17 protein-coding genes are annotated in these 20,438 nt (G+C 58.1%); 11 read left to right on the plus strand and 6 right to left on the minus strand.

All coding sequences use genetic code 11. The annotated features are described in order from the left end of the window. Positions 1-220: 220 nt before the first annotated feature. Genes ACSFBF_RS10240 through ACSFBF_RS10255 form a run of 4 tightly spaced genes read left to right on the plus strand, consistent with a single transcriptional unit; the run spans position 221 to position 3,450 of the window. Positions 221-1,009: a S8/S53 family peptidase gene (locus tag ACSFBF_RS10240; protein ID WP_435466525.1), complete on the plus strand. Its 789-nt coding sequence runs from the start codon at positions 221-223 to the stop codon at positions 1,007-1,009. After that, complete coding sequence (locus tag ACSFBF_RS10245) at positions 1,003-2,013, plus strand: radical SAM protein (protein ID WP_435466527.1); 1,011 nt, start codon at positions 1,003-1,005, stop codon at positions 2,011-2,013. The genes ACSFBF_RS10240 and ACSFBF_RS10245 overlap by 7 nt, the downstream gene beginning before the upstream one ends. Before the next feature lie 37 nt (positions 2,014-2,050). Further along, positions 2,051-2,428, plus strand: coding sequence for a hypothetical protein (locus ACSFBF_RS10250; protein ID WP_435466529.1), 378 nt, complete (start codon positions 2,051-2,053; stop codon positions 2,426-2,428). A 5-nt stretch (positions 2,429-2,433) separates the two neighbouring features. After that, a complete protein-coding gene (locus tag ACSFBF_RS10255) occupies positions 2,434-3,450 on the plus strand; it encodes a radical SAM protein (protein ID WP_435466531.1) in 1,017 nt (338 codons plus the stop codon). A gap of 168 nt (positions 3,451-3,618) precedes the next feature. On the opposite strand, the gene ACSFBF_RS10260 is transcribed toward ACSFBF_RS10255, so the two are convergent. Then, positions 3,619-4,803, minus strand: a complete 1,185-nt coding sequence (locus tag ACSFBF_RS10260; RefSeq protein WP_435466533.1) for a tyrosine-type recombinase/integrase — start codon at positions 4,801-4,803, stop codon at positions 3,619-3,621. A 228-nt stretch (positions 4,804-5,031) separates the two neighbouring features. On the opposite strand from ACSFBF_RS10260, the gene ACSFBF_RS10265 reads away from it, so the two are divergent. Together ACSFBF_RS10265 and ACSFBF_RS10270 are read left to right on the plus strand one after the other, a co-directional pair. Beyond that, on the plus strand, positions 5,032-5,991 hold the full coding sequence (locus tag ACSFBF_RS10265) for a restriction endonuclease (RefSeq protein WP_435466535.1): 960 nt from the start codon (positions 5,032-5,034) through the stop codon (positions 5,989-5,991). Positions 5,992-6,150: 159 nt separating this feature from the next. Further along, a complete protein-coding gene (locus ACSFBF_RS10270) occupies positions 6,151-6,858 on the plus strand; it encodes a hypothetical protein (RefSeq protein ID WP_435466537.1) in 708 nt (235 codons plus the stop codon). Positions 6,859-7,136: 278 nt separating this feature from the next. Here the strand turns inward: ACSFBF_RS10270 and ACSFBF_RS10275 are convergent, their stop codons facing one another. After that, the gene (locus tag ACSFBF_RS10275) at positions 7,137-8,585 is read right to left on the minus strand and encodes a hypothetical protein (RefSeq protein ID WP_435466539.1); all 1,449 of its coding nucleotides are present in this window, start codon (positions 8,583-8,585) and stop codon (positions 7,137-7,139) included. A 229-nt stretch (positions 8,586-8,814) separates the two neighbouring features. Between ACSFBF_RS10275 and ACSFBF_RS10280 the strand changes: the two genes are divergently transcribed. Both ACSFBF_RS10280 and ACSFBF_RS10285 read left to right on the plus strand, forming a co-directional pair. After that, positions 8,815-9,975, plus strand: coding sequence for an HNH endonuclease (locus ACSFBF_RS10280; RefSeq protein WP_435466541.1), 1,161 nt, complete (start codon positions 8,815-8,817; stop codon positions 9,973-9,975). Positions 9,976-9,986: 11 nt separating this feature from the next. Next, complete coding sequence (locus ACSFBF_RS10285; protein WP_435466543.1) at positions 9,987-10,691, plus strand: HNH endonuclease; 705 nt, start codon at positions 9,987-9,989, stop codon at positions 10,689-10,691. Positions 10,692-10,904: 213 nt separating this feature from the next. Here the strand turns inward: ACSFBF_RS10285 and ACSFBF_RS10290 are convergent, their stop codons facing one another. From ACSFBF_RS10290 to ACSFBF_RS10300, 3 genes are all read right to left on the minus strand, one after another. Then, on the minus strand, positions 10,905-11,705 hold the full coding sequence (locus ACSFBF_RS10290) for a hypothetical protein (RefSeq protein ID WP_435466545.1): 801 nt from the start codon (positions 11,703-11,705) through the stop codon (positions 10,905-10,907). Between the two features lie 117 nt (positions 11,706-11,822). Continuing rightward, positions 11,823-13,496 carry a discoidin domain-containing protein gene (locus ACSFBF_RS10295; RefSeq protein WP_435466547.1) on the minus strand — a complete coding sequence of 558 codons (1,674 nt, stop codon included), beginning with the start codon at positions 13,494-13,496 and terminating at the stop codon, positions 11,823-11,825. A gap of 383 nt (positions 13,497-13,879) precedes the next feature. Then, complete coding sequence (locus tag ACSFBF_RS10300) at positions 13,880-14,146, minus strand: hypothetical protein (RefSeq protein WP_435466549.1); 267 nt, start codon at positions 14,144-14,146, stop codon at positions 13,880-13,882. Between the two features lie 42 nt (positions 14,147-14,188). Here ACSFBF_RS10300 and ACSFBF_RS10305 point away from each other — a divergent pair, with 42 nt between their 5' ends. The 3 genes from ACSFBF_RS10305 to ACSFBF_RS10315 all read left to right on the plus strand — a co-directional run bounded on the left by ACSFBF_RS10305 (position 14,189) and on the right by ACSFBF_RS10315 (position 18,416). After that, positions 14,189-16,573: a DNA polymerase II gene (locus tag ACSFBF_RS10305; protein WP_435466551.1), complete on the plus strand. Its 2,385-nt coding sequence runs from the start codon at positions 14,189-14,191 to the stop codon at positions 16,571-16,573. 155 nt (positions 16,574-16,728) lie between these two features. Then, complete coding sequence (locus tag ACSFBF_RS10310) at positions 16,729-17,658, plus strand: ABC transporter ATP-binding protein (RefSeq protein ID WP_435466553.1); 930 nt, start codon at positions 16,729-16,731, stop codon at positions 17,656-17,658. Next, a complete protein-coding gene (locus ACSFBF_RS10315) occupies positions 17,655-18,416 on the plus strand; it encodes an ABC transporter permease (protein WP_435466555.1) in 762 nt (253 codons plus the stop codon). The genes ACSFBF_RS10310 and ACSFBF_RS10315 overlap by 4 nt, the downstream gene beginning before the upstream one ends. Before the next feature lie 3 nt (positions 18,417-18,419). Here the strand turns inward: ACSFBF_RS10315 and ACSFBF_RS10320 are convergent, their stop codons facing one another. Then, entirely contained in the window at positions 18,420-20,126 is a 1,707-nt protein-coding gene (locus tag ACSFBF_RS10320) for a tannase/feruloyl esterase family alpha/beta hydrolase (RefSeq protein ID WP_435466557.1), read from the minus strand. Between the last annotated feature and the right edge of the window lie 312 nt (positions 20,127-20,438).

The following is a 20,438-nucleotide window of genomic DNA, read 5'->3' on the forward strand; positions in this document are numbered from 1 at the left end:
ATGCTTCCCATATTCGATGTCGAGCTGCGGCCATACTTCATGCAAGACGATCCTCAAGGGCGAGGAACATCTGCAGATGACGATGAGGGGACCATGGTGGGTGTCAAGATCGCGGCGATCTACGAATGCACATGGGGTAGCCCTAGTTTCATGCGTTTCGCTCCCGCCGCCGCCTCATGCAGTGTTAACCCTCTAACTTCCCGCTAAGCGAGGTGCGTCGATGTCGGCTGGAGATAGTGTCCACATCACTTCACCGATCTGTCTGGCCGTTCTCGATTCGGGATTTGGTGGTCCGGGATTTTCGAAGCTTGCAGGGGATGGGCAAGCTCATTTGGTCTTGAAGCGCAATTGGGTCGCGGCCGATGAACTGGCATTCGACGATCAAGGTCACGGGACCGGCGTGCTGTCAGTCGCCGTCGAAGCGTTCCACCAAATAGTGCTTCCCTCGGTAGTTATCGAAATCCTGGTACAGAAGGTGATAGGAAATGGTGCGCGCGATATCCAGCGCAATTGGGCTGGAGCAATGCATGACTCGTTGGATTACTTTTTGTCCCGCGGCTCACATGGCATCATCTTGCTCGCGGCTGGCTCGTGGGGCTTGAGTACTGAGCTTGCGAAAGCGGTGGAACGCAGCTTTCGAGAGGGCGCCATCCTTGTGACCGTTGCACATCACGATAACCAGCCGCTGGCCCGATACCCCGGACGGCTGTCCACGAAGTTTGGGAATATCTTGTGCGTGGGTGCGGTCGACCACCGGGGCCACCGGTTGCAAGGTCGGACGCCTGACCTTGCGTCCAACTACGGCGAAGGTGTCAACTTGGTGTCTGACGGCGATTTTACGGACTGTCTGGACAGGGATGGTGGATGCCAACGCGCGAGCGGAACGTCTGTGGCCGCGGCGCGCGTGGCTGGCATGGTAGCCGCGCACTGGCATTCCTGCGCCACCGCGTCGTCGATCTCGATCTGCGCGCAATTCATCGCGAGTCTGCGGGAGACGCCGCCATGCTAGATAACTTAGTCCTTGAGATTCAGGCCTCCGCGTGCAGACTCTCTTGCAGGCACTGCTATGCCTCGGATTTCAAGGTTCGCAAGGCACAAACAGATCTCGAAGATATCCGCAGATGCATCGACTACTTTCAGAAGATCGTCAGGGCCAAGCCGCTTGTCTATATCTACAAAGACATCTTGGACTTCGACCCACTGGAAGTGCTGTTGGCAATTTTGGTGGAGTGCGATCTGCTTGCGTCGATTGCGCCCTTGCCGACGCACGGCTGGCCGAAGGATGGCGACACGGCGAAAGCGGTTAGAAGCCTTTCAGCGGCCGGCGTTTCCCACGTTTGGCTAACACTGCACGGTTCGCGGGATACGCATGATGCTTTCGTTCGTCGACATGGCGCTCATGCCCAGCTACGTGACTTCGCGCGTTGCGCGGCAGATGCTGGGATCTCTGTTCAATGGAATCTAATGCTCCGCCACTCCAATGCGATGGAGTTGTTGGCGCAGCTGGTTGAAGTGTCGGCTCTTCGGGATGCCTGCGATATTTTCGTTTCGGTACCTGCTGCGGTGCGCGCTGCCACGAAGCTGGATCGCGATCGACCGACGATTGATCAGTTGCAGCTTCTGCGATCCGCAGGTGCGCGCGACTCGACGGACCTTCTGTCCGAATCGCAGTGGCGAGAACGACTGGCCATGGGCCTGCTGTCGACCAAGCGACAGCTAGGGAGCTATGCCGAGATCAGAGTGATGCCGGATCGCTCCATACTTTTGCACGATTTGCTAGCAGACCTGCCGATCGGTCGATGGGATCAGGATGAGCCTGCGGCGGTTCTACAGCGAGCCCAGGTTGCGGGGTCCGTGGTCGGAGATCTCCTCGGGCCTCAACCAACTCCTGCTATATTGGCGCTGGCGAGACGCACTACGCGCTGGAATGCGCTACCGCCTCGCGAGCATGAGGTTCACTGCATCTACAGCATGGCGGCAACTTGGCTGCGGCGGTTGCAGTACCTGGGTTAGGTTCAAAGTCAACCATACCTGTTTGAGGGTTACGGCAATGAAAATTGAACTGTATCTCGCCAAGGTCAATCACGATCACTCCGTGCTGACTGACGATGGTTTTGCTGAGGTGGGGTGGATTCACGGCATGGCCAAACCAGAGATGGCCACGGCAGCCCCGATCTTGCAGATCAGTAAATCTCCCGCTGCAGGTGAGCGTCTTCCGCACATCGCCATCAGGCGGGAGGACTGGGGTGGATTCCTTGTGCATGGCCCTTCTGCATCGGTCTACAAGCTGGATCTGTCTGCGATCGCAATCTTCGAGCGTTTGAAGGGCGGGGAGTTGATCGAGGAGATTCGATCTAACCCTGGACCGCTGACCCCGCGGGAAGTCGCCGACTTTGAAAAGACGGTTCGCGATCTGAACCTGATCTGATCGCAATGGAAACCACCCCGAGTATGAGCTCTGCTCCGCTGGATGTGGAGTTCGATGTTACGTCTCGCTGTCAGTTGGACTGTACATACTGCTCTGCAGCTCCGTTGCGAGGTCATGACATCGACACTGCAGTTGCGTTAGACACGGTCTCGCAGCTGATAGATCTTCAAGTCTTTTCGCTGCTGATCTCCGGTGGTGAGCCGACGCTGCACCCCGGGATTCTCGATATTCTTTCAGCCGCCAATTCGGGAATCCCGATCTTGACGGTCAACACAAATGGCATCCGCCTTGCAGACCCGGCGTTTGCCGAGCGAGTATTTGAATCGGCTCCGCGCGCGCTCATTTCCATAAGTTTGGACAGCCTAGACGAGAACACGAGCGACGCCCAGCGCGGTGCAGGCGCAAGAAAGGCGAAGCAGGCAATCGAAAATTGCCTCTCTGCGAAGCAACCAGTCAACATCAGTTGTGTTGTTGCCGAACACAACCTGACGCATGCACGTGCGCTTCTTGAGCACTACGTGGGCAGAGTGAAGAGCTTCTCTTTCTTTCCTCGTGTCCCTCGCGGAGAGGCGGAGCTCGGCAACGAACATAGTCGAAGGGAGTACTGGGCGAGCTTTGAGTCCTTTGTGGCAGATGTATCCGCGCGGTTCCCTGAGGATGGAGGCATCAGGATCATGTTGCCCTATCGGCGTGTGCGCAGAAGCGAAAGAGGCAGTGTTTTCGATCAAGTGCAAGGTTGCTGCTGCACCCATACGCGCCTGTACATTGATAGTCAAGGCTGTGTCTACCCTTGCTACTACTCGGCGAGTCAAGGGCATCTCGTTGGGAACATACAAACTGAGTCCATCGCGATGATCTGGAGGGGGCGTAGGCTTGCCGAACTGCGCGATCAAGCTCGTACCTGTTCCCTATGTGGGACAACCTTTCGAAGCGACACTGTTCCACACAGATTTGCCTCGCGACCGGCCGATTCGCTGCCCACGCGTCGCTGGGAAGCGGTGCACTTTGGATCACGGCCATGAGGTCACGACTGCCGCGTTATGCATGCCGCATCAATCGCGTGACTGGGCGGAAAAGATCGATCGGACTCAGGTGATCGAGAGTAGAGGGATGGTGACTCGCGCGGCGGTTGGGTTTACGACTGGGGCTGAACCAAGAACCCGAAGGCGGCGCAAAGATCAGCATCAGCCCTAGTCTGATTGTCGTGTCATATTTGTGAATGCGGCCCAGTCCGTCATCAATTGGACGCGTTTCTCCAGCAGGTCGCCGCGTCGATAGGCGGCCTCGACCTTGTTCCCCACGGCGTGCGCCAGCGCCATCTCCGCTACCTCGTTCGGGTAGTCCGTCTGCTCGGCCGCCCAGTCGCGGAAGGTCGAGCGGAAGCCGTGCGGCACGGCGTCCACCCCCATCCTGCGCAGCACTGCCGTAAGCGTCATGTCGCTGAGCATCCCGCCCCTGGGCGCCGGGAATGCGAAGTCGCTGTGGCTGATCTTCAGTTGGGCCCGCAGTAGTGCCACCGCTCGATCCGACAGCGGCACGCGGTGTTCCTTCTTCGCCTTCATCCGCTCGGCCGGCACGACCCACAGTGCGCCGTCCAGGTCGAACTCCCCCCACGTCGCCCCGCGCACCTCGCCCGAGCGCGCCGCCGTCAGGATCGTGAACTCCAGCGCCCGGGCGCCGACGCCCTCCGCCTGCCGCAGCCGAGTCATGAACTCGCCGATCTGCCGGTAGGGCAGGGCGCGGTGGTGGTCCGTCTTCGCGATCTTTCCCGGTGCCGGCAGCAGCTTGTCCAGGTGTCCCTTCCAGCGCGCCGGGTTCGGCCCCATGCGGTAGCCCCGCGCCGTCGCCCAGTCCAGCACCGACTCGACCCGCCCGCGCAGTCGCGACGCTGTCTCCGTCTTTTCCTTCCAGATCGGCTCCAGCACCTTGAGCACCTGCGGCAGCTCCACGTCGCGCACTAGCAGCGAGCCGATCTCCGGCTTCGCGTAGGTGTTCAGGGTGTTCTCCCACTGCTGCCGGTGCTTCGCGTTCTTCCACGAGGCCTCGTGCGCTTCGATGTAGAGGGTCGCGGCCTTGGAGAAGGTGATGGCCGAGGCGCGCGACGCGATGAGCGCGCTGCGCAGCTTCTTGCCCTCCTCGATAGGGTCCAGTCCCAGCCGCATCTGCGCTCGGGCCTCGCGGGCGAGTTCGCGCGCCTGCGCCAGCGGCACGTCGGGGTAGCCGCCCAGCCCCATGTCTCGACGGATGCCGCCGACCCGGGCCCGCAGGACCCAGCTACGCGAGCCGCCGGCGTTCACGTTCATGCCGAGGCCGGCCACGCCGCCCACGAAGTTCATCCCGCGCCGGGTGATCCGAGACACCTCCAGTGCACCCATCTCCTTTGCCTTACCCATCTATATCCCCATCAGTGAAAACTGGATTCGATCCAGCGAGTTTCACGAGGTTTCCTAGGGAAATCTAGAGGCAGTCACGCGCGTGACTTGGCATGAGACGGTGTGAAATTATCCGTCGAACTTCTTTGTGGCGCTGACGCCACGTTGGAAGCGTGTACGGGATGCTGAGCGCGGTGGCGCTAGGTGCGGCATCGGGCAGAATCTGCTCACATGGCCGAAGAATTTCACTATCCGCCCCACGTCCTTGAATTGCTTGTCGAGACAATCGCTCGCCTCAATCGAGGCAAGAAAGGCGTAGTTCTGTTTCTGCAAGGCGCGGGGGTGGCTGCCGAAGATCTCGCAGAGGTGGACTCCATTGTTCGCACCAATCCTGGATCGATCAACAAGTTCGAGATTGTGCGCAAAGTGCTCGCCAAAGTGAATGCGCGGGGCGACAGTGGGCTGCGACCAAGACGAGAAATTATCAAGCGGGTCACCGAGGTCGAGAACTTCGACACTTGCTGGGATGAGGATCGTCTCAAGGCCAAAGGCCTGGTCGCGAGTGTGCGGGAGGCTGTGAACGCGAAAGACTCGTTCACGAAGATGAAGCAGCAGCGGGACGAAGATCGTGAGGCAGCTTTGGCGCCAGTGCGCGCCGCGAAAGCTGCAGCAGCCGAAAAGCAAGCAAAGATTGAAGATGTCGGGCACCGGCTCGCCGCTCTATTCGGGATGGATGACAGGCCCCAGGAACGCGGCAAACTGCTGGAAGGTGTGCTCAACGACCTTTTCAGGGCCCACGGGATCTTGGTTCGAGAAGACTTTCGACGGAAGGATCCAGATACGTCGACGACGGTCGAGCAAATTGATGGGGTGATCGAGATCGACGGCATCGTCCATCTCGTAGAAATGAAGTGGCTCAAGGAGCCGGTAGGTACAGGGGATTTCTTTCCTCATTTGGGGCGCCTCTTTCTCAGAGCGAATGCCCATGGCATCTTGATTTCGTCATCCGGCTTCACGGAACCGGTTATCAAAGAGTGCACCACCGCGCTGGCCCAGAAAACTATGACACTGTGCTCGCTAGAGGAGATCGTGATGCTGCTGCATCGACAGGGCGATCTCGTCGACTTTCTCAAGTCCAAGCACCGAGCGGCCATCGTCGAGAAAAATCCGTACCTTCGTATTCTCGGATGAACGCGCCGCCCTAGCGGCCGCAGGCCAACATGCAAGCTCCCCTTGACTCCGTGGTTTTCCGGCGGACTGGTGTGGCGCAGCACCACACTGATCAGAGGCGGTATGTGTGAATGGGCGCGGATAGCTCAATCGGCTACGAGGGCGAGCTAAATTCCCTACATGACTGAATCGTTCAATGCCCCGTCTTCCCGGCCGCGCCTCAGCCTGCAGGCTGTGCTTTCGGTGTTGGCCGCGTTGGCTGCCACAGGCGCCGTTTGCCTCCATCTGCTCGGAGGCCAGATTCATCGAACCTACCTACGGCAGTGGGCAGTCGACTCGGATCTGTTTCCGAAGGCCGCCGACTGGATACTGAGCGGTGGTTACAACGGCCTCGTCACCTTCGGCATCCAGTCGTTGACGGCAATCTTCCACAACTTTCTGTGGGTGCTGCTCGCATCGATTCCGCTGGGCGTCTATGTGTGGTTGTTGCTCTCCCCCTTGGGCTTGGACCGTCTGCAGACCAAGCAATGGGCCTGGCTTCAAACCGCCTGGGGGAAGGTAGCTGGGTACGTGCTGAAATCTCTGCTGGCCCTCGTTTTCCTTCCGTTCGCGTTGTTCCTTGCCGTTGCCATTGCGGCGATTCCGGCTGTCATTGCCGAATCGGTGGGGGAATCAGCTGCGGAGCAAGAGTTGGCCGATTTTCATCTTGGCTGCGAAAAGTCAAAGGCGGTCTGCGTGCAGTTTCTCAAGGGCGGGAACGAGGTGGCCAAGGGGTATATCTTGGACAGCTCGCCATCGCACATCGCGTTGTTTGATGTCAACTTGCAGCGCAGCAGAACTCTCCCTCGCGAAGGTCTGGAAGGCGTTGCGACGCGGAAGATGCGGTAGTGACGCCCCGTGCATAGCGCTCCCAACGAGTGATGACTGACTGTCCACTGATGGAGTGAAAAATAGCTTCACCCATCCAAGTACCCACCAGAACAAATGCGACTGGGTGAGCCGCAGAGATGGCCCGCGAGACGTGACCTTCATGCGACGCGTCGACGAGCACGCACACTGTGGGGCTTGGTGACACTACTTGCGGGTATCCGCCGAGTGGTCAAAAGGGCGCATGCTTTTTTTTGGTTCGGGCCGTCGGCGCAGTCGGTAAGCAGAATGTAAGCGGCTCACATGATCAGATTCTGGAATTTGGTCCGAAGCATCTCGAACCCAAGGCCATCCGTACTCAGGCTTCGGACGAGTTCGGTGAGGTCAGCGTCCGTCAGGACCATGACAAAACCGCGATGATCGTTAGCCGTATCTCTACAGCTTCTCTCGATACGCGCCGCGTCGGCAAGAGAGCGACAGACCAATAGCCCAACTTGTCCTCTGCTCGGTGAGAACCGCCCCGTCAGCTGATCAAGCTCTGGATTTGCAATTTCACGCCCGTAGTTTTTGCATTCAATAAAGATATGAGCACTTGGATAGTGCTGGTGCAACCACGAAAAAAAGCCCGTTGACGCAGTGTTCAGATACGTCAAATCAATTCTCTTCCTACCTTGATGTATCTGATGTTGCTTAGTCGGCGAAGTGAGAGCTGGAAAAAATAGAGGGCTAAGAAGCCGCTCAATTGCGTCTTCGTAAGCGGAAGCTGCGTCACGTCCTACGGGCGTCTCGGTGACAGCGCGCAGGAGCGCCGAAAAATTTGGGGGCGCGATATTTTCAATGCTCGCAAGCTGCTCATGGGAGATCGCCGCTGATCGACGTGGGAGTGATTGCCGGTATTGGTCCAGAGCTCCTGGATGCTTAATGCTCTGATCGACTATTGTCAGCTTAGTCACTCCGTATTTCTCTTTTAATGATTTCTTTGTTACGCGCGGCTCGCCGGTTGATTTCAATAAATGCACGAGGCCGGTTCGCATTTGTATTTCGTGTATCCGCATCTCTGGCAACAGGTAGTGCGTGAAATAATTATTCGAGTCATAGACAAGCCGATGTCGAACTGCGATCTTGGGAACCAGTAAGAGTGGACCATAAGGCGTCGTCGGAAGGGGAATCATGGCTTCCTCCCACGTCTCTGTGGTCGCATCCCACACTGGGCCCGAGGGTACATCTTGAGTAAGCGGAATATCGTAGTACTGACACATCGCTTGCGTGTACTTAATTAATGGGCCACGTATTACATTGCAGACAGCATCGGAAACTCGATCTGGGCCAATGCCCTCGATGAACAAGATTGTGTCTTCTAGATCTCTGAGTAATCCACTGCCACGGGCTGCGCTTTTCTGTAGAGTTGACCAGACGCGGCCGGCATATTTCGGACCAAATGCGCGGCCGTCCGATTTTCCTTTGCAAAGCCCTAGATGAAACTCATTTTTTTCGCTGAGCGCTGTGAGCATGCTGAGACCGAAAGCTTCGTTATTCTCTGCAAGGCATCGCAAAAGAGTTTCAAAGAAATGCTGCAATAATGAATTGCACTCAGTAGCCCATGATGTATCCATCGCTCGAAGTCGTGAGGGATCGAGAAATACCGCAGCATCGTTGCCAATTGGCACATCCACAAAATCGAGCGTATTTTGATTTCTATTGAGTCCAAAAAATTGAGAAACTCTAGAATGCGGCCCATGCGCTGCCATACAATGATCCTGCCCATTTAATATATAGACACAGATGCTTGCATGGCATTTTGAATTTGTCTAGCTGGCTTTTACTAGCATTACGAAATTGTTTGCCCTGCGGTTATCGACGCGCGCAACCGCTGCACCGTTGGCTTTGGCGTCATGCTGAGTTCGGCAAGGCGCAGACCTTCTGCACGCGGCTTGACAATCGATTTAGGCTAGGAGTCGATTTCGGATTCGAGGTTGTATGAGCATCACTAAGCTTTTTGAACGTCTTGGTTTTCCGCTGAGCAATGCCCGATGGTCATGGGGAGCGCGGAATGCAGATGGAGTGCTTCTGCGTGTTTGGACGCATGACCTTTCTCCGGACGGGCGCTACGTACCCGTACTCGCAGGTCGGTCGGCGAAGAGGACGAGGGCCTCGCCTGGCTTGCCAGAGCGGATTGATCAGTTGCGCATCCTCTGGTCCGGAGGAATCGCTGGCTACGCCGTTTTAGCTACGGCTGTCGACCCGAATGCGGCAACCAAGGTTATTCAGTCGTTTGATGAGGAGGCGGTTCGGGCGATAACGTCGTTGATTGCTGGCGAAGATGGGGCTGTGATTGCGGAACTAGGCGAAGAGGTCCCGATAGGAAAACTAAGGGCGCACGCAAAGCACCATCGGCTATCGCCCGCAGACGGCCTGTTCCCTGATCGGCCGAGTAAGACGAAAAAGATCCCCAATGCTGGGTCCAGCTATGTGGCCAAGTTGCCCGCGATGAGGGAGTGGCTGATCGAGGTCGCCAGAAGCGGCCGGACCGTCACTTACGCAGAAGCTCGGCAACCTTTTCAGATAAGGCCCTTCGAGCATCGTCACGCGATGGATCATTTGGGCCATGCTTGTCTTGATGCAGGAGAGCCGATCCTCACATCCTTGATCGTCGGTGCCGATGGGCGCTGTTCGCCGGGATTCTTCAAGGAATTTAGGCGGGATGACATTGCGGAACGACGGGACTGTTATGCCTTCTGGTCTGACGGTACAGGCGAGCATCACTCGAATGCTGACCTCACGGGGGAGGGGCAGGACGAAGGAGATGACAAGACCTCGCTGCGCATCCGCGCAAGTAAGTTTGCAAGGGTTGCTTCTCGACCAGAGCAAGCCGCCTTCAGACGTCGTGTCTTCTTGGCATACAACGGCGCTTGCTGGGTGACGGGTTGTCGGATAGTCGAAGCTCTTGATGCAGCACACCGAACCGGCAGAGATTGGCGCTTGGGGCACAACCAAGCCGCTGACGGAATCTTGCTTCGCAAAGACATCCATGCCCTCTATGACTCGGGGCTGGTGACATTTGGCGATGACGGTTCCTGCAAGTTCGAGGCCGCCGACATTGCCGCCCACTATCGAGAGTTCGTCCCCGGACTTCCCTGACTTCTTACTGCATGAACTTCTACGACTGGATGATCCACAAAGGGCTGTCGAAGTCCTCAGCGAGGAGCTACGACGGAGCGCTCCGTGGCGCACTTTCCCAATGGGTGATGGATAGCGGCCTGATCTCAGGTCCCCTGATCGCATTGACCAGTTCTTCAGCCTTTGACGCCATTTCCCCGAGCATCCAGGAACTGCCCGTCTTCAAAGAGCGAAATGCGCGCGGGCATCACATGTACAGCGCCACGTTGTCGCAGTTCGCCACATATCTCAAGAGTAACGGTAGCGATGACGTGCAGGGCGACCTTGAGCAGATCATCAGCGATCCGACCACGACGACGACCGAGAAGACGGCGCTGATCAAGTCCAGGATCGGGCAGGGCTCGTTCCGAGACAAGGTGTTGCTGCATTGGAGCGGCTGCGCTGTGACGGGGTTTAGCGACACTAGCCTCCTTGTTGCGTCTCACATCAAACCATGGAAGAAGTCGACGAACAGTGAGCGACTGGACGAGTGGAACGGGCTGCTGCTTTCGCCAAATCTGGACAAGGCGTTTGACAAAGGCTTTATCACGTTCGAGATGGACGGGGCGATTCGTCTCTCACCCCTTCTCGCTGAGGCCGCCAAACTTGGGATCACGCCTTCGATGAAGATCGCGCTGAAGCCCGAGCACGAGAAATACATGGCGCACCATCGAGCGGAGGAGTTCAAGAGTGGGTAGCCCGTGTGCGTCCGCCTTCGGTCCGCTCAGGGAACTTTCCAGCCTTCCCCCATCCTTCTCCCCATCCGCCACTGTGCGACTTCGTGCGTTGGCGTGAAGCGCTGTGGCAGTTAGCTGATCTTGAGGGTCATTGCCAGGCGGCGCGCGATGATCTGATGTGACACGTTCTGGCGCCTACGCCCAGTGGTCACACTCTCCGCCAGGAACAACTTTTCAACATGCCGAAACGCGCCTCAGGGCGCGTTTCTCATTGGGAGAGTGCCTATACTTGGCCGCCCCAAGCAGCCGTAACGCGCCGTGAAAGTGCTTCGGGGATGGCCTGTTGTATGGCCGGTAGGAAGCAACGCCGAAGCGATCTCGTGAACTGTCTGCGATGGAGGTGGGGCGCCTGAGGGAAGAGGGCGACCACAACGTCGGCGGCATCCCCGGCCTGAATCTCCAGATCATCGAAGGTTCGCGCTCGTGGATCCTTCGCTTCAAGTTCGGATCACGACGCCGGCGAATGGGCCTTGGCACTCCTGGCCGAGCATTAGCTTCTAGGTTCGCGCCTTCTTGGCCTTCCACGCCTTTGGCCTGCTCGGTCTCCAGCGTGAGCTGGCTCACGTAGCCGCTGCCGTCAAGCGTGTGCCGTACGCTGGCGACGATCCACGGTGTCTCGTCGATCTTCCGTTTGTAGCCGGCCACACGCGCTGGGCGTTGAGGCGTGATGTCGGCGCGGCCGTAGGCGAGGGTGATCTCGAAATCGAAGATCCCGCGCTGAATGCGCAACCACTCGGCGCGGGCCGCGGCCAGAGCGTCCGCTTCGCTCGCGAAGGTCGTGCGCAGTTCCTTCGCGCGGCCGCTCAGGCCGGCGATGACGCTGCTTCGGCGCCCCGTCTTGATGTTGTTCCACCAAGGCTTCACGCCGCTGTACGTGTCGCGGTCGGCGCGACTCCAGCTGTGCTGATCGCCGCCCCGGCGGGTGATCACTACCGGGGGCGGCACCTTGCTGCTCGGCGTGGGCTGTTTGCGCAAGCGCTTTGCAATGCCCGAGTTGGAGGGACTGCTTCAAATCACTCTCGGTAGCACGGGCGGACGCCGGAGCTGCGAAGCGCCGCGCTATTCAATGCAAGAGCGGATAAGAAAGATCGACTACGGTCCGGCGTAGTTCCACAGATCACCTTCCCGCACTGTGACAAGTGGGCTCGTGTACAGCAGCGTTTGCCCATCAGTGTCGTAAATTTTAAAGACGCCGGTCTCGATCTTATTACTCATGGCCAGCCGAGAGTTTTTCATTCCAAATCCAGTATTTACGTCCCAAGTTACGTAATTGTTTTGGAAGACAACTTTCTTTTGAAGCCAGCGAGCAAACAAGCGATTTCGACTTGGGGCAGCGGGGTCGCAATCGGCGGCACATGCGCCGTACAACATTCCATACACCCGCGTGCCATCCTGCACCCAGCCGCATGTGATCATCATCTTGTCTTCGTTGCTATAGCTACTGAAGGCAACTTTGGTCGAGCCAAGATTGCTCAGGCTTGTGCTGGTGGACATCCACAAATTCGACTGTCCCATGTGATAGCACGAAAGATAGTGGGTGGAACCTCCATACGAAAAGGCTTTTACGTCATTCAATGCTCGCATTGGCTCCTGCTGAGCGCGATTGACAAACGCAAAGTTCACGCCATCGGTGCTCGTAGCATGCTCTACCCCCGGGTTGGTGCTCGATTCCATGAAGTAGTAGTGCCAGACAGAATTGGAATCTTTAATAATTGGATTAACGCCGTTGTAATCGCCGGCTGTCCAGTTCGGGTAGCCCGTGACATTGATCATGCTGGAGCCTCCTGTACTTGGATTCCAATTTGCTCCGTCGCCTGAAGTGGCATAGCCGGTCTTATTGAGATTGTCCGGTCGCATGCATGTATAAGTCATGCGCCAATCTCCTGGAGCGACTCGTACCACTGATTCATTTCCGACGTTCAGGCAATTGCCATGATCGATCTGAACATAATGCGCGTCGAAGTTCATGAAGTCGTCGAAAGAAACGGTGGTGTATATACGGTCATATAAGGGAGGGGAAATTCCGTCCCAACCATGAAAATATATGCGCCAAACAGACCCGCTTAATTGAACCGCTTGAGGGGAATAGATGTTTCGATACGCACCAGGATTTGGTGCAATCATCGAAGATCCTCGCTCGTCGTAGTTCCAGTTGCTGAGTCGAGTTGGATTGAACGGATTCGCTTGAATCCCCGCAACCTGTGTTTTATTTGGCAAGGCAGCCGCGTTGTTGCCGCCAAAAGAGAGTTGATTGAAGCCGGTATCAATCCCCGCCTTGACCTCTGCCAGCTGGAAAACTGGAGTCCCCGCATCGTCGCCACCTAGTTTCGTGGCGATAATGCGAATTCCCCCCGTCTGAACAGTTGTTGGAAGGGGAATGATAATCCAATCACATCGATTGGGCCGAGGATAGTCTACGTAGTTTCCGATTTCTACCCAATTATTGGGTCCGCCGGAATAATATATTTTAAAATCTATGGGAAATCCGAGCGCGGCACAAGACTGCACGTAGCGCGGCAGCAGTTTCACATAATTGACGCTCTGATCTCCCGACCACCAGTAAGCGATTTCCTCCGTGGCTGCGGGAGACGCATGAGTGTTGCTGCTCCAGATGGTTGAATTATTGCCATCGTAGGCTGAGGTTAGTGGCCACAATTGGCTCGAACTGCTGGCAGTAACTGGCTGATATTCTGCTGAGTGCGCTGAAATTAAAGGAAAGAAAAATAGTGCAAGCGCTAAGAAAAATAATTGAAGCAGGCGATTCATTTAAATTCCTCCCGATGTGAGTATCAAAGTAAGCGCTCAGAAATCTGCCGAGACGCCTTCCTATTTTTCAACTGCGAACGTATCAACATGAATAATGCGATCGCAAGCGGCAGAACTCTATAACTGCAATGTGAGCCATGGAGATTATGTAAGCGGATGTCATAACAACGAAAGAGCCCAAAAGTAGCAGCTTCTACAAAACGGTGAAGTTAAGCACTTGCTAAGTGCTTCTAGAGGAGTTCGTTGCTCGGCGGGGCGGTTGGCTATTGCTTCTGCGTTGAGTGCCGAGAGAACGCATGCACGATCAGCAGCTAAGCAACTATGCATGCCGGCGTGCACTGCACCGAACCCGCATGTACTCAGGGGGGCGTCACGGCGGATCGTTAGGCATCGGCGAGTGGGCCTTCTTGCCCCTCGACACCAGCAGCCTGCTCGGTTTCCAGCGTTAGCTGGCTGACATAGCCGGCTCCGTCAAGCGTGTGGCGCACGCTGGCGACGATCCATGGGGTCTCGTCGATCTTCTGCTTGTACCCTGCTACGCGCGCGGGCCGTTGAGGCGTGATGACCTCCAGCAGGGCAGATGGCGCGGGACTGCCTGGCCCTCGCCTGCACAGACAGCAATTGGACATAGCCGGGCGAAAATCGGCCACGCCAAGTCCACTCTCTTGTCCTATCCGATTCACCAAGCTCTCGTGACGTCTACCGAACTCAAGGGCTTCATTCTCACTCGCCACTGGCGGGATGCGCCCGCCGGCACGGAGATCGAGTACTGGCTGGCAACAGATGCGGGGCCAGTGAAGGTGGTCCTGACCTCCCAGACCTCCGTCGCATTCGTCGCAACCCCGCACAGGGCGGCGGTAGAAGCGCAACTCATGGCCATGCCAGGCTTGCAGATACGTGAGCTCGAGCTGAAGACTTTTCATCAGGAACCCGTCACCGGTGTCTATGCGAAGCACTTCCGCCAACTCGGCCGGTTGATGCGTGCCCTCCAGGCACAGGGCATTCCCCTGCTCGAAGCCGATGTGCGCCCGCACGATCGCTACCTGATGGAACGGTTCATCACCGCTGGCGTGCTGGTGGAAGGAGGGCGGGCAGACCGTTCCACCATCTTCGACTGCAAGCTCAAGCCAGCGCCCGAGTTCCGGCCGGTGCTGAAGGTGGTGTCGCTGGACATCGAGACCAGCCAGGAGGAGAAGCTCTATTCCATTGCGCTGGACGGTACGCAAGACCGTGCCGTGTTCATGCTGGGAGAGCCGCCAGCAGAGCCGCCATCCGGGTCAGGTGGGCCCATGGACTTTTCGCTCATCTATTGCCCGACCCGCAAGGCCATGATCGAGAAGCTCAACGACTGGTTCGAGCGGAACGACCCGGATGTCATCATCGGCTGGAACGTCATCCAGTTCGACCTACGAGTGCTTCAGAAGACTGCCAACGAGTGTGGGACGCAGCTCCTTCTGGGGCGGGAGCGGCGGCCCATCGAATGGCGCACCCATCCGGGCAATCAGGGCTACCTGTTCGCGCCCATGCCCGGCCGGGTGATCATCGATGGCATCGACGCCCTCAAGGCCGCCGTGTGGAGCTTTCCCTCCTTCAGCCTGGAGACCGTCTCGCAAACGTTGCTGGGCGAGGGCAAGGCCATCGGCGACGAGTACGACAAGATGGCGGAGATCGAGCGGCGGTACCAGGAAGACAAGCCCGCGCTCGCGCTCTACAACATCCGGGACTGCGAGCTGGTCCTGCGCATCTTCGACAAGGCGAAGCTGCTGCAGTTCGTGATGGAGCGGGCCCAGACCACAGGCCTGCAGGCCGACCACTTCGGTGGCTCCATCGCCGCGTTCAGCCATCACTACCTGCCGCGGATGCATCGCCAGGGCTACGTAGCGCCGAACGTGGGCGAGATTGCGAGCAAGGCCTACCCCGGCGGCTACGTGATGGACTCGAAGCCGGGGTTCTACGACTCCGTCGTGGTGCTGGACTACAAGAGCCTCTACCCCTCGATCATCCGGACCTTCCTTGTCGATCCGGTCGGCTTCATCGAGGGCTCGAACACTGGCGACGCGGCCACGCTCGTCAAGGGCCCGCAGGGGACTGTCTTCTCACGCGAAAAGCATTGCCTGCCGGAAATCGTGACCACGCTCTGGCGCGCCCGGGACGAAGCCAAGCGGACGAAGAACGAGCCGCTGTCCCAGGCCCTGAAGCTGCTCATGAATTCCTTCGCCGGCGTGCTGGGTGCGGCCGACTGCCGTTTCTTCAATCCCAAACTGGTGTCCGCCATCACCCTTCGTGGCCACGAGATGATGAAGCTCACGCGCGAATTCGTGGAAGACCGCAACTACGAAGTCATCTACGGCGACACCGACTCCATCTTCATCTGGCTCAGGCGTACCCACACCAACGAGAACGCACACGCCGTCGCGACCACCTTGGTGAGAGACATCAACGCATGGTGGACGAACTCCCTTCGCGAGGAGCACGGCCTGCAGAACTTCCTCGAGATCGAGTTCGACACCCACTACAGGAAGTTCTTCATGCCGACCATTCGCGGCTCGGATGTGGGCAGCAAGAAGCGGTATGCGGGCCTGAGCGTCGACGCCAACGGCAAGGAGGAGATGGTCTATCGCGGTCTCGAGATGGCTCGAAGCGACTGGACCCCGTTGGCGCGCCAGTTCCAGGAAGGCCTGCTTTCGCGCATCTTCCACGACGAGCCGTACAAGGAGTTCGTGACCGACTATGCAGAGGCGCTGCTGGCGGGCAAGATGGACGACCTGCTCATCTACAGGAAGCGCCTGCGCCACCGCCTCGATGCCTACCTGGTCAACGTACCGCCGCAGGTACGTGCGGCAAGGATTGCTGACGATCACAACAGCCGGGTCAACCGACCCAGGCAGTATCAGAACGGCGGCTGGATCCGGTATGTCATGACTCGCAGCGGCCCTGAACCCATGGAGATTCGTCAGTCCCGAATCGACTACGAACACTACCTGACCAGGCAGCTTCAGCCGATTGCCGATGCCATTCTTCAGCCCATTGGAGAAAGCTTCATGGCTTTGACGACGTCACAGCGCGGGCTCTTCTAGCGAGATTGAATGGAAGTGCTCAAGACCTCTTCAGCTTTTGAGACGGCCGGTTGCCACTTCGACCGCGCACTCCAGGAGGCAGCGAGTGCAGCCTCAGCCCCAGCGCGACCCAAGCGTAAGATTCCAGCCTCCCCCTACAGACTCAAAGAGGTCTCGTGCCGCCAATCGTCTCGGTCAATCAGCTTTCCAAGACGTACGCGTCGGGATTCCAGGCACTCAAGCGTGTAGATCTGGACATCCACCGAGGAGAGATATTTGCGCTGCTCGGCCCCAACGGGGCGGGCAAGACAACGCTGATCAACATCATCTGCGGCATCGTCAACCCAAGCGAAGGCACGGTGCTGGCCGATGGGCACGACATCGTCACCGACTTCCGGGCCGCACGCACGAAGATCGGCCTGGTGCCACAGGAGCTGGCCACCGACGCCTTCGAAACCGTGTGGGGTACGGTGAGCTTCAGCCGCGGCCTGTTCGGCTATCCGCCGAATCCGGCCCATATCGAGAAGGTGCTTCGCGATCTTTCTTTGTGGGACAAGAAGGACACCAAGATCATGGCGCTTTCGGGCGGCATGAAGCGTCGCGTGATGATCGCCAAGGCGCTGTCGCATGAACCCCGGATTCTTTTTCTCGACGAACCCACCGCCGGCGTCGACGTGGAGTTGCGACGCGGCATGTGGGAGATGGTGCGCAAGCTGCGGGAAAGCGGCGTCACCATCATCCTGACCACGCATTACATCGAAGAGGCCGAGGAGATGGCCGACCGCATCGGCGTGATCCGCAAGGGCGAGATCATCCTGGTGGAAGACAAAGCCGTGCTGATGAAAAAGCTCGGCAAGAAGCAATTGACGCTGAGCCTTCGGAACGCGCTGGCTGCCATTCCCGAAGCACTCGTTGGCCGCTACCAGCTCGATCTGGCCGACGACGGCCGCTCGCTGATCTATACCTTCGACAAGCAGGGCGACGACAACCAGATCGCCGGCCTCTTGCGCCAACTCGGCGAGCTCGGCATCGATTTCAAGGACCTGCATTCCTCCGAAAGCTCGCTGGAGGAAATCTTCGTCAGCCTCGTGAGGGGGCAAGCATGAACATGTACGCAATCCGCGCCATCTACCTGTTCGAGATGGCGCGCACGTGGCGCACCCTGATGCAGAGCGTGGCCTCGCCCGTGCTCTCCACCTCGCTGTATTTCGTGGTGTTCGGCTCGGCCATCGGCTCGCGCATGGTGGATGTCGACGGCATCGCCTACGGCGCCTACATCATCCCGGGCCTGGTGATGCTGTCGCTGCTGACGCAGAGCATCGCCAATGCCTCGTTCGGCATCTACTTTCCCAAGTTCTCGGGCACGATCTACGAGGTGCTGTCCGCGCCTGTCTCGTATGTCGAGGTTGTGTGCGGCTACGTTGGCGCGGCGGCGAGCAAGTCGATCATCCTCGGGATCATCATATTGATCACCGCCCGGTTGTTCGTGTCGTACGAGATCGCGCACCCGCTGTGGATGGTGGCCTTCCTCGTGCTCACCTCGGTGACGTTCAGCCTGTTCGGTTTCATCATCGGCGTCTGGGCCGACGGCTTCGAAAAGCTGCAGATCATTCCCTTGATGATCGTCACGCCGCTGACCTTCCTGGGCGGGAGTTTCTATTCGATCCACATGCTGCCGCCGTTCTGGCAGAAGGTCTCGCTGTTCAATCCGGTGGTCTACCTGATCAGCGGGTTCCGGTGGAGCTTCTATGGCGTCTCCGACGTGAGCCTGCCGATCAGCATGGGCGTGACACTCGTGTTCCTGGCGCTGTGCGTGATCGCCGTGCGCTGGATCTTCAAGACTGGGTACAGGCTCAAGGTCTGATCTTTACCGGCATGCGTAGCTGCCGGCGGCAAAAATATCCCCCGATTGGTAGGTCGCCTTCAGTGGATAGACGCAGAACGGCTGACCTTTGCCGGGCGCGGTCGCTGTCGCCGTGCTTGTCACATCGACGCGCCCTGGCTCGATTCCCTTTTCTACCCAGTCGGTCAACATCGCGTACTTGAGCGCCTCGCTGGGAAGCGGTGGATTCGCGTCGACATTGACGGTCCCATTCGTTCCGTAGTGCCCCATCCCAGGAACGAGATAGAGCTTGTAGAAAGAATTCACCGCAGCAAAAGTGCTGGCGGGTGGCGACTTCAATGAAGCATTGAGCTGATTCGCCACGGCGGCGTAGTACTGCAGCAGCCCCTGATGGGGAATCAGATCATCTGACTGTCCAACAAAGGTAATGAGCTTCCTGCCACGCGCTTGAAACGCCGTCAGATCGGGGTTGTCTGTGTTGATGCGGCTGAACTCGGTTTGAAGTGCATTTCCACGATCAAAAATGCTGCCGAGGTCGGAATAGCTGAGGTTCTTCCAGCCATCGACCCCGTTCCCTGTGGCGTTGAGAAAACTCGGCGTTCCCAGCGTGGGGTCCTGCCGAATAAGTGCAACCGTATCCGTTGCCAGAGTCTGTGGATTCAATGGGCCAAAGATTGCACCGCCTCCAAATGGTGAAGTCGCAAGCGGCGCGCCGCGTGGATAGCCGTACCACAGATGCAGCCCTGTCAGGCCGACGGCGTATCCCGTGTCCGTCGCCGGAGCGGGCACCGAGCCATCTCGCGTCGGCCCGTACCAAACTTTATTGAGACTCTGTGCTTGCGCGCTTGAAACGCAGGTGGTCGGGTCTGTATTGCTGCCCCCGCTGCCAGTGCAAAGCACCTGCAGGTCCTGCTGCGGGTCGTATGTGCACTGAGAGGGGTCGATCAGGAACCCAAGATGTTTGCCACCGACCAGATCGCATGCATTGAGTGCCGCGGCAGATACCGCATTGACCTGTGCAACGCTCGTGGCGACGCCGCCAAGATCGCGCTGCGTGATCAATTGGCCATAGAGCATGGCGGTATTGAACCTGGTCCAGTTGATGGCTGGCGAGCTGGCAATGATTCCGTCGAAATCACCCGGATACGCCTGAGCCTGCTTGAGCCCTTGGCGCCCTCCCGTCGAGCTGCCGTGCCAGTAGGTGTATTTCGCGTCCGATCCGTAGTACGCCCTGGCAAGCGCCTTGGCCTTTACCGTCATTTCATGAATGCCGCGCTCCGAGAAATCGGACCATCCCACCGTGTTCACTGTTCCATCGGGGTTCATCAGGAAGTCGCCGTTGGACACGGTGTGCCCTGTATCGGTCGTTGCGGATACAGCGCCCTCCACGCCGGCCACATCCCAGGGGCTGGTGAGCGGACTGAACGAGATCACGCTCGGGGAGGTTTGGGTTCCACCCGCCCAGCCGGTGCCGCCGATCAAATGAATCTTCTTGTTCCAGGCAGCCTTGCCGGGCAACCATATTTCGATTCCGATCCCGGCCGAGGTGGAGGGGGCGTCCGAAGGTCCGGTGTGCCCCGGCCCCACGATCAACTTCACCAGGCACAAGTCGCTTTGCGCAATGGGAGTTGTCGACGTTGCGGTGCCGGAAAGCAGGAGTGGGTCTCCCTTTTTGAATGACTTCGCCAGCAAGACCGTGGTGTTTGCGTCCGGCGCGAAGCCGGTCTTCATCGAGTCGTCGCATTCGAGGCCTTGAGCACCCGATACGGCGGTCGGAGGTGGCACGGGAGGCAAGACCAGGCTGGGTGTCGAACTGCCGTTCCCGCTTCCTCCGCATGCCGTCAATGCTGCAAGCAAGAGTGCGACCACTGGAAAATGCCATTGATTGCAACGACGATACCGCTCACTGGTCATTGTCTATCTCCGGGTTTCTTGTTCGGCGAGCAGAAATTGCACGGCCGCGCGGCGTGATTGACCGCCGCTGGCCGATTTCAATGTGCAAGCGAAATCCGGTCTTGCTCGTTCGACTCACTTTTGAACAAA

Origin of the sequence: Variovorax nivicola, from assembly GCF_051216475.1 — a bacterium.
In the GTDB taxonomy this organism is placed as follows: Bacteria; Pseudomonadota; Gammaproteobacteria; order Burkholderiales; family Burkholderiaceae_C; genus Variovorax.

Excerpts from the sequence above, each read along its gene's own strand:
- ACSFBF_RS10275 (WP_435466539.1), bottom strand. The coding sequence starts at position 8,585 with ATGGCAGCGCATGGGCCGCATTCTAGAGTTTCTCAATTTTTTGGACTC.
- ACSFBF_RS10245 (WP_435466527.1), top strand. The coding sequence starts at position 1,003 with ATGCTAGATAACTTAGTCCTTGAGATTCAGGCCTCCGCGTGCAGACTC.
- ACSFBF_RS10280 (WP_435466541.1), top strand. The coding sequence starts at position 8,815 with ATGAGCATCACTAAGCTTTTTGAACGTCTTGGTTTTCCGCTGAGCAAT.
- ACSFBF_RS10285 (WP_435466543.1), top strand. The coding sequence starts at position 9,987 with ATGAACTTCTACGACTGGATGATCCACAAAGGGCTGTCGAAGTCCTCA.
- ACSFBF_RS10315 (WP_435466555.1), top strand. The coding sequence starts at position 17,655 with ATGAACATGTACGCAATCCGCGCCATCTACCTGTTCGAGATGGCGCGC.
- ACSFBF_RS10295 (WP_435466547.1), bottom strand. The coding sequence starts at position 13,496 with ATGAATCGCCTGCTTCAATTATTTTTCTTAGCGCTTGCACTATTTTTC.
- ACSFBF_RS10265 (WP_435466535.1), top strand. The coding sequence starts at position 5,032 with ATGGCCGAAGAATTTCACTATCCGCCCCACGTCCTTGAATTGCTTGTC.
- ACSFBF_RS10250 (WP_435466529.1), top strand. The coding sequence starts at position 2,051 with ATGAAAATTGAACTGTATCTCGCCAAGGTCAATCACGATCACTCCGTG.
- ACSFBF_RS10255 (WP_435466531.1), top strand. The coding sequence starts at position 2,434 with ATGGAAACCACCCCGAGTATGAGCTCTGCTCCGCTGGATGTGGAGTTC.
- ACSFBF_RS10240 (WP_435466525.1), top strand. The coding sequence starts at position 221 with ATGTCGGCTGGAGATAGTGTCCACATCACTTCACCGATCTGTCTGGCC.
- ACSFBF_RS10260 (WP_435466533.1), bottom strand. The coding sequence starts at position 4,803 with ATGGGTGCACTGGAGGTGTCTCGGATCACCCGGCGCGGGATGAACTTC.
- ACSFBF_RS10320 (WP_435466557.1), bottom strand. The coding sequence starts at position 20,126 with ATGAAGACCGGCTTCGCGCCGGACGCAAACACCACGGTCTTGCTGGCG.
- ACSFBF_RS10270 (WP_435466537.1), top strand. The coding sequence starts at position 6,151 with ATGACTGAATCGTTCAATGCCCCGTCTTCCCGGCCGCGCCTCAGCCTG.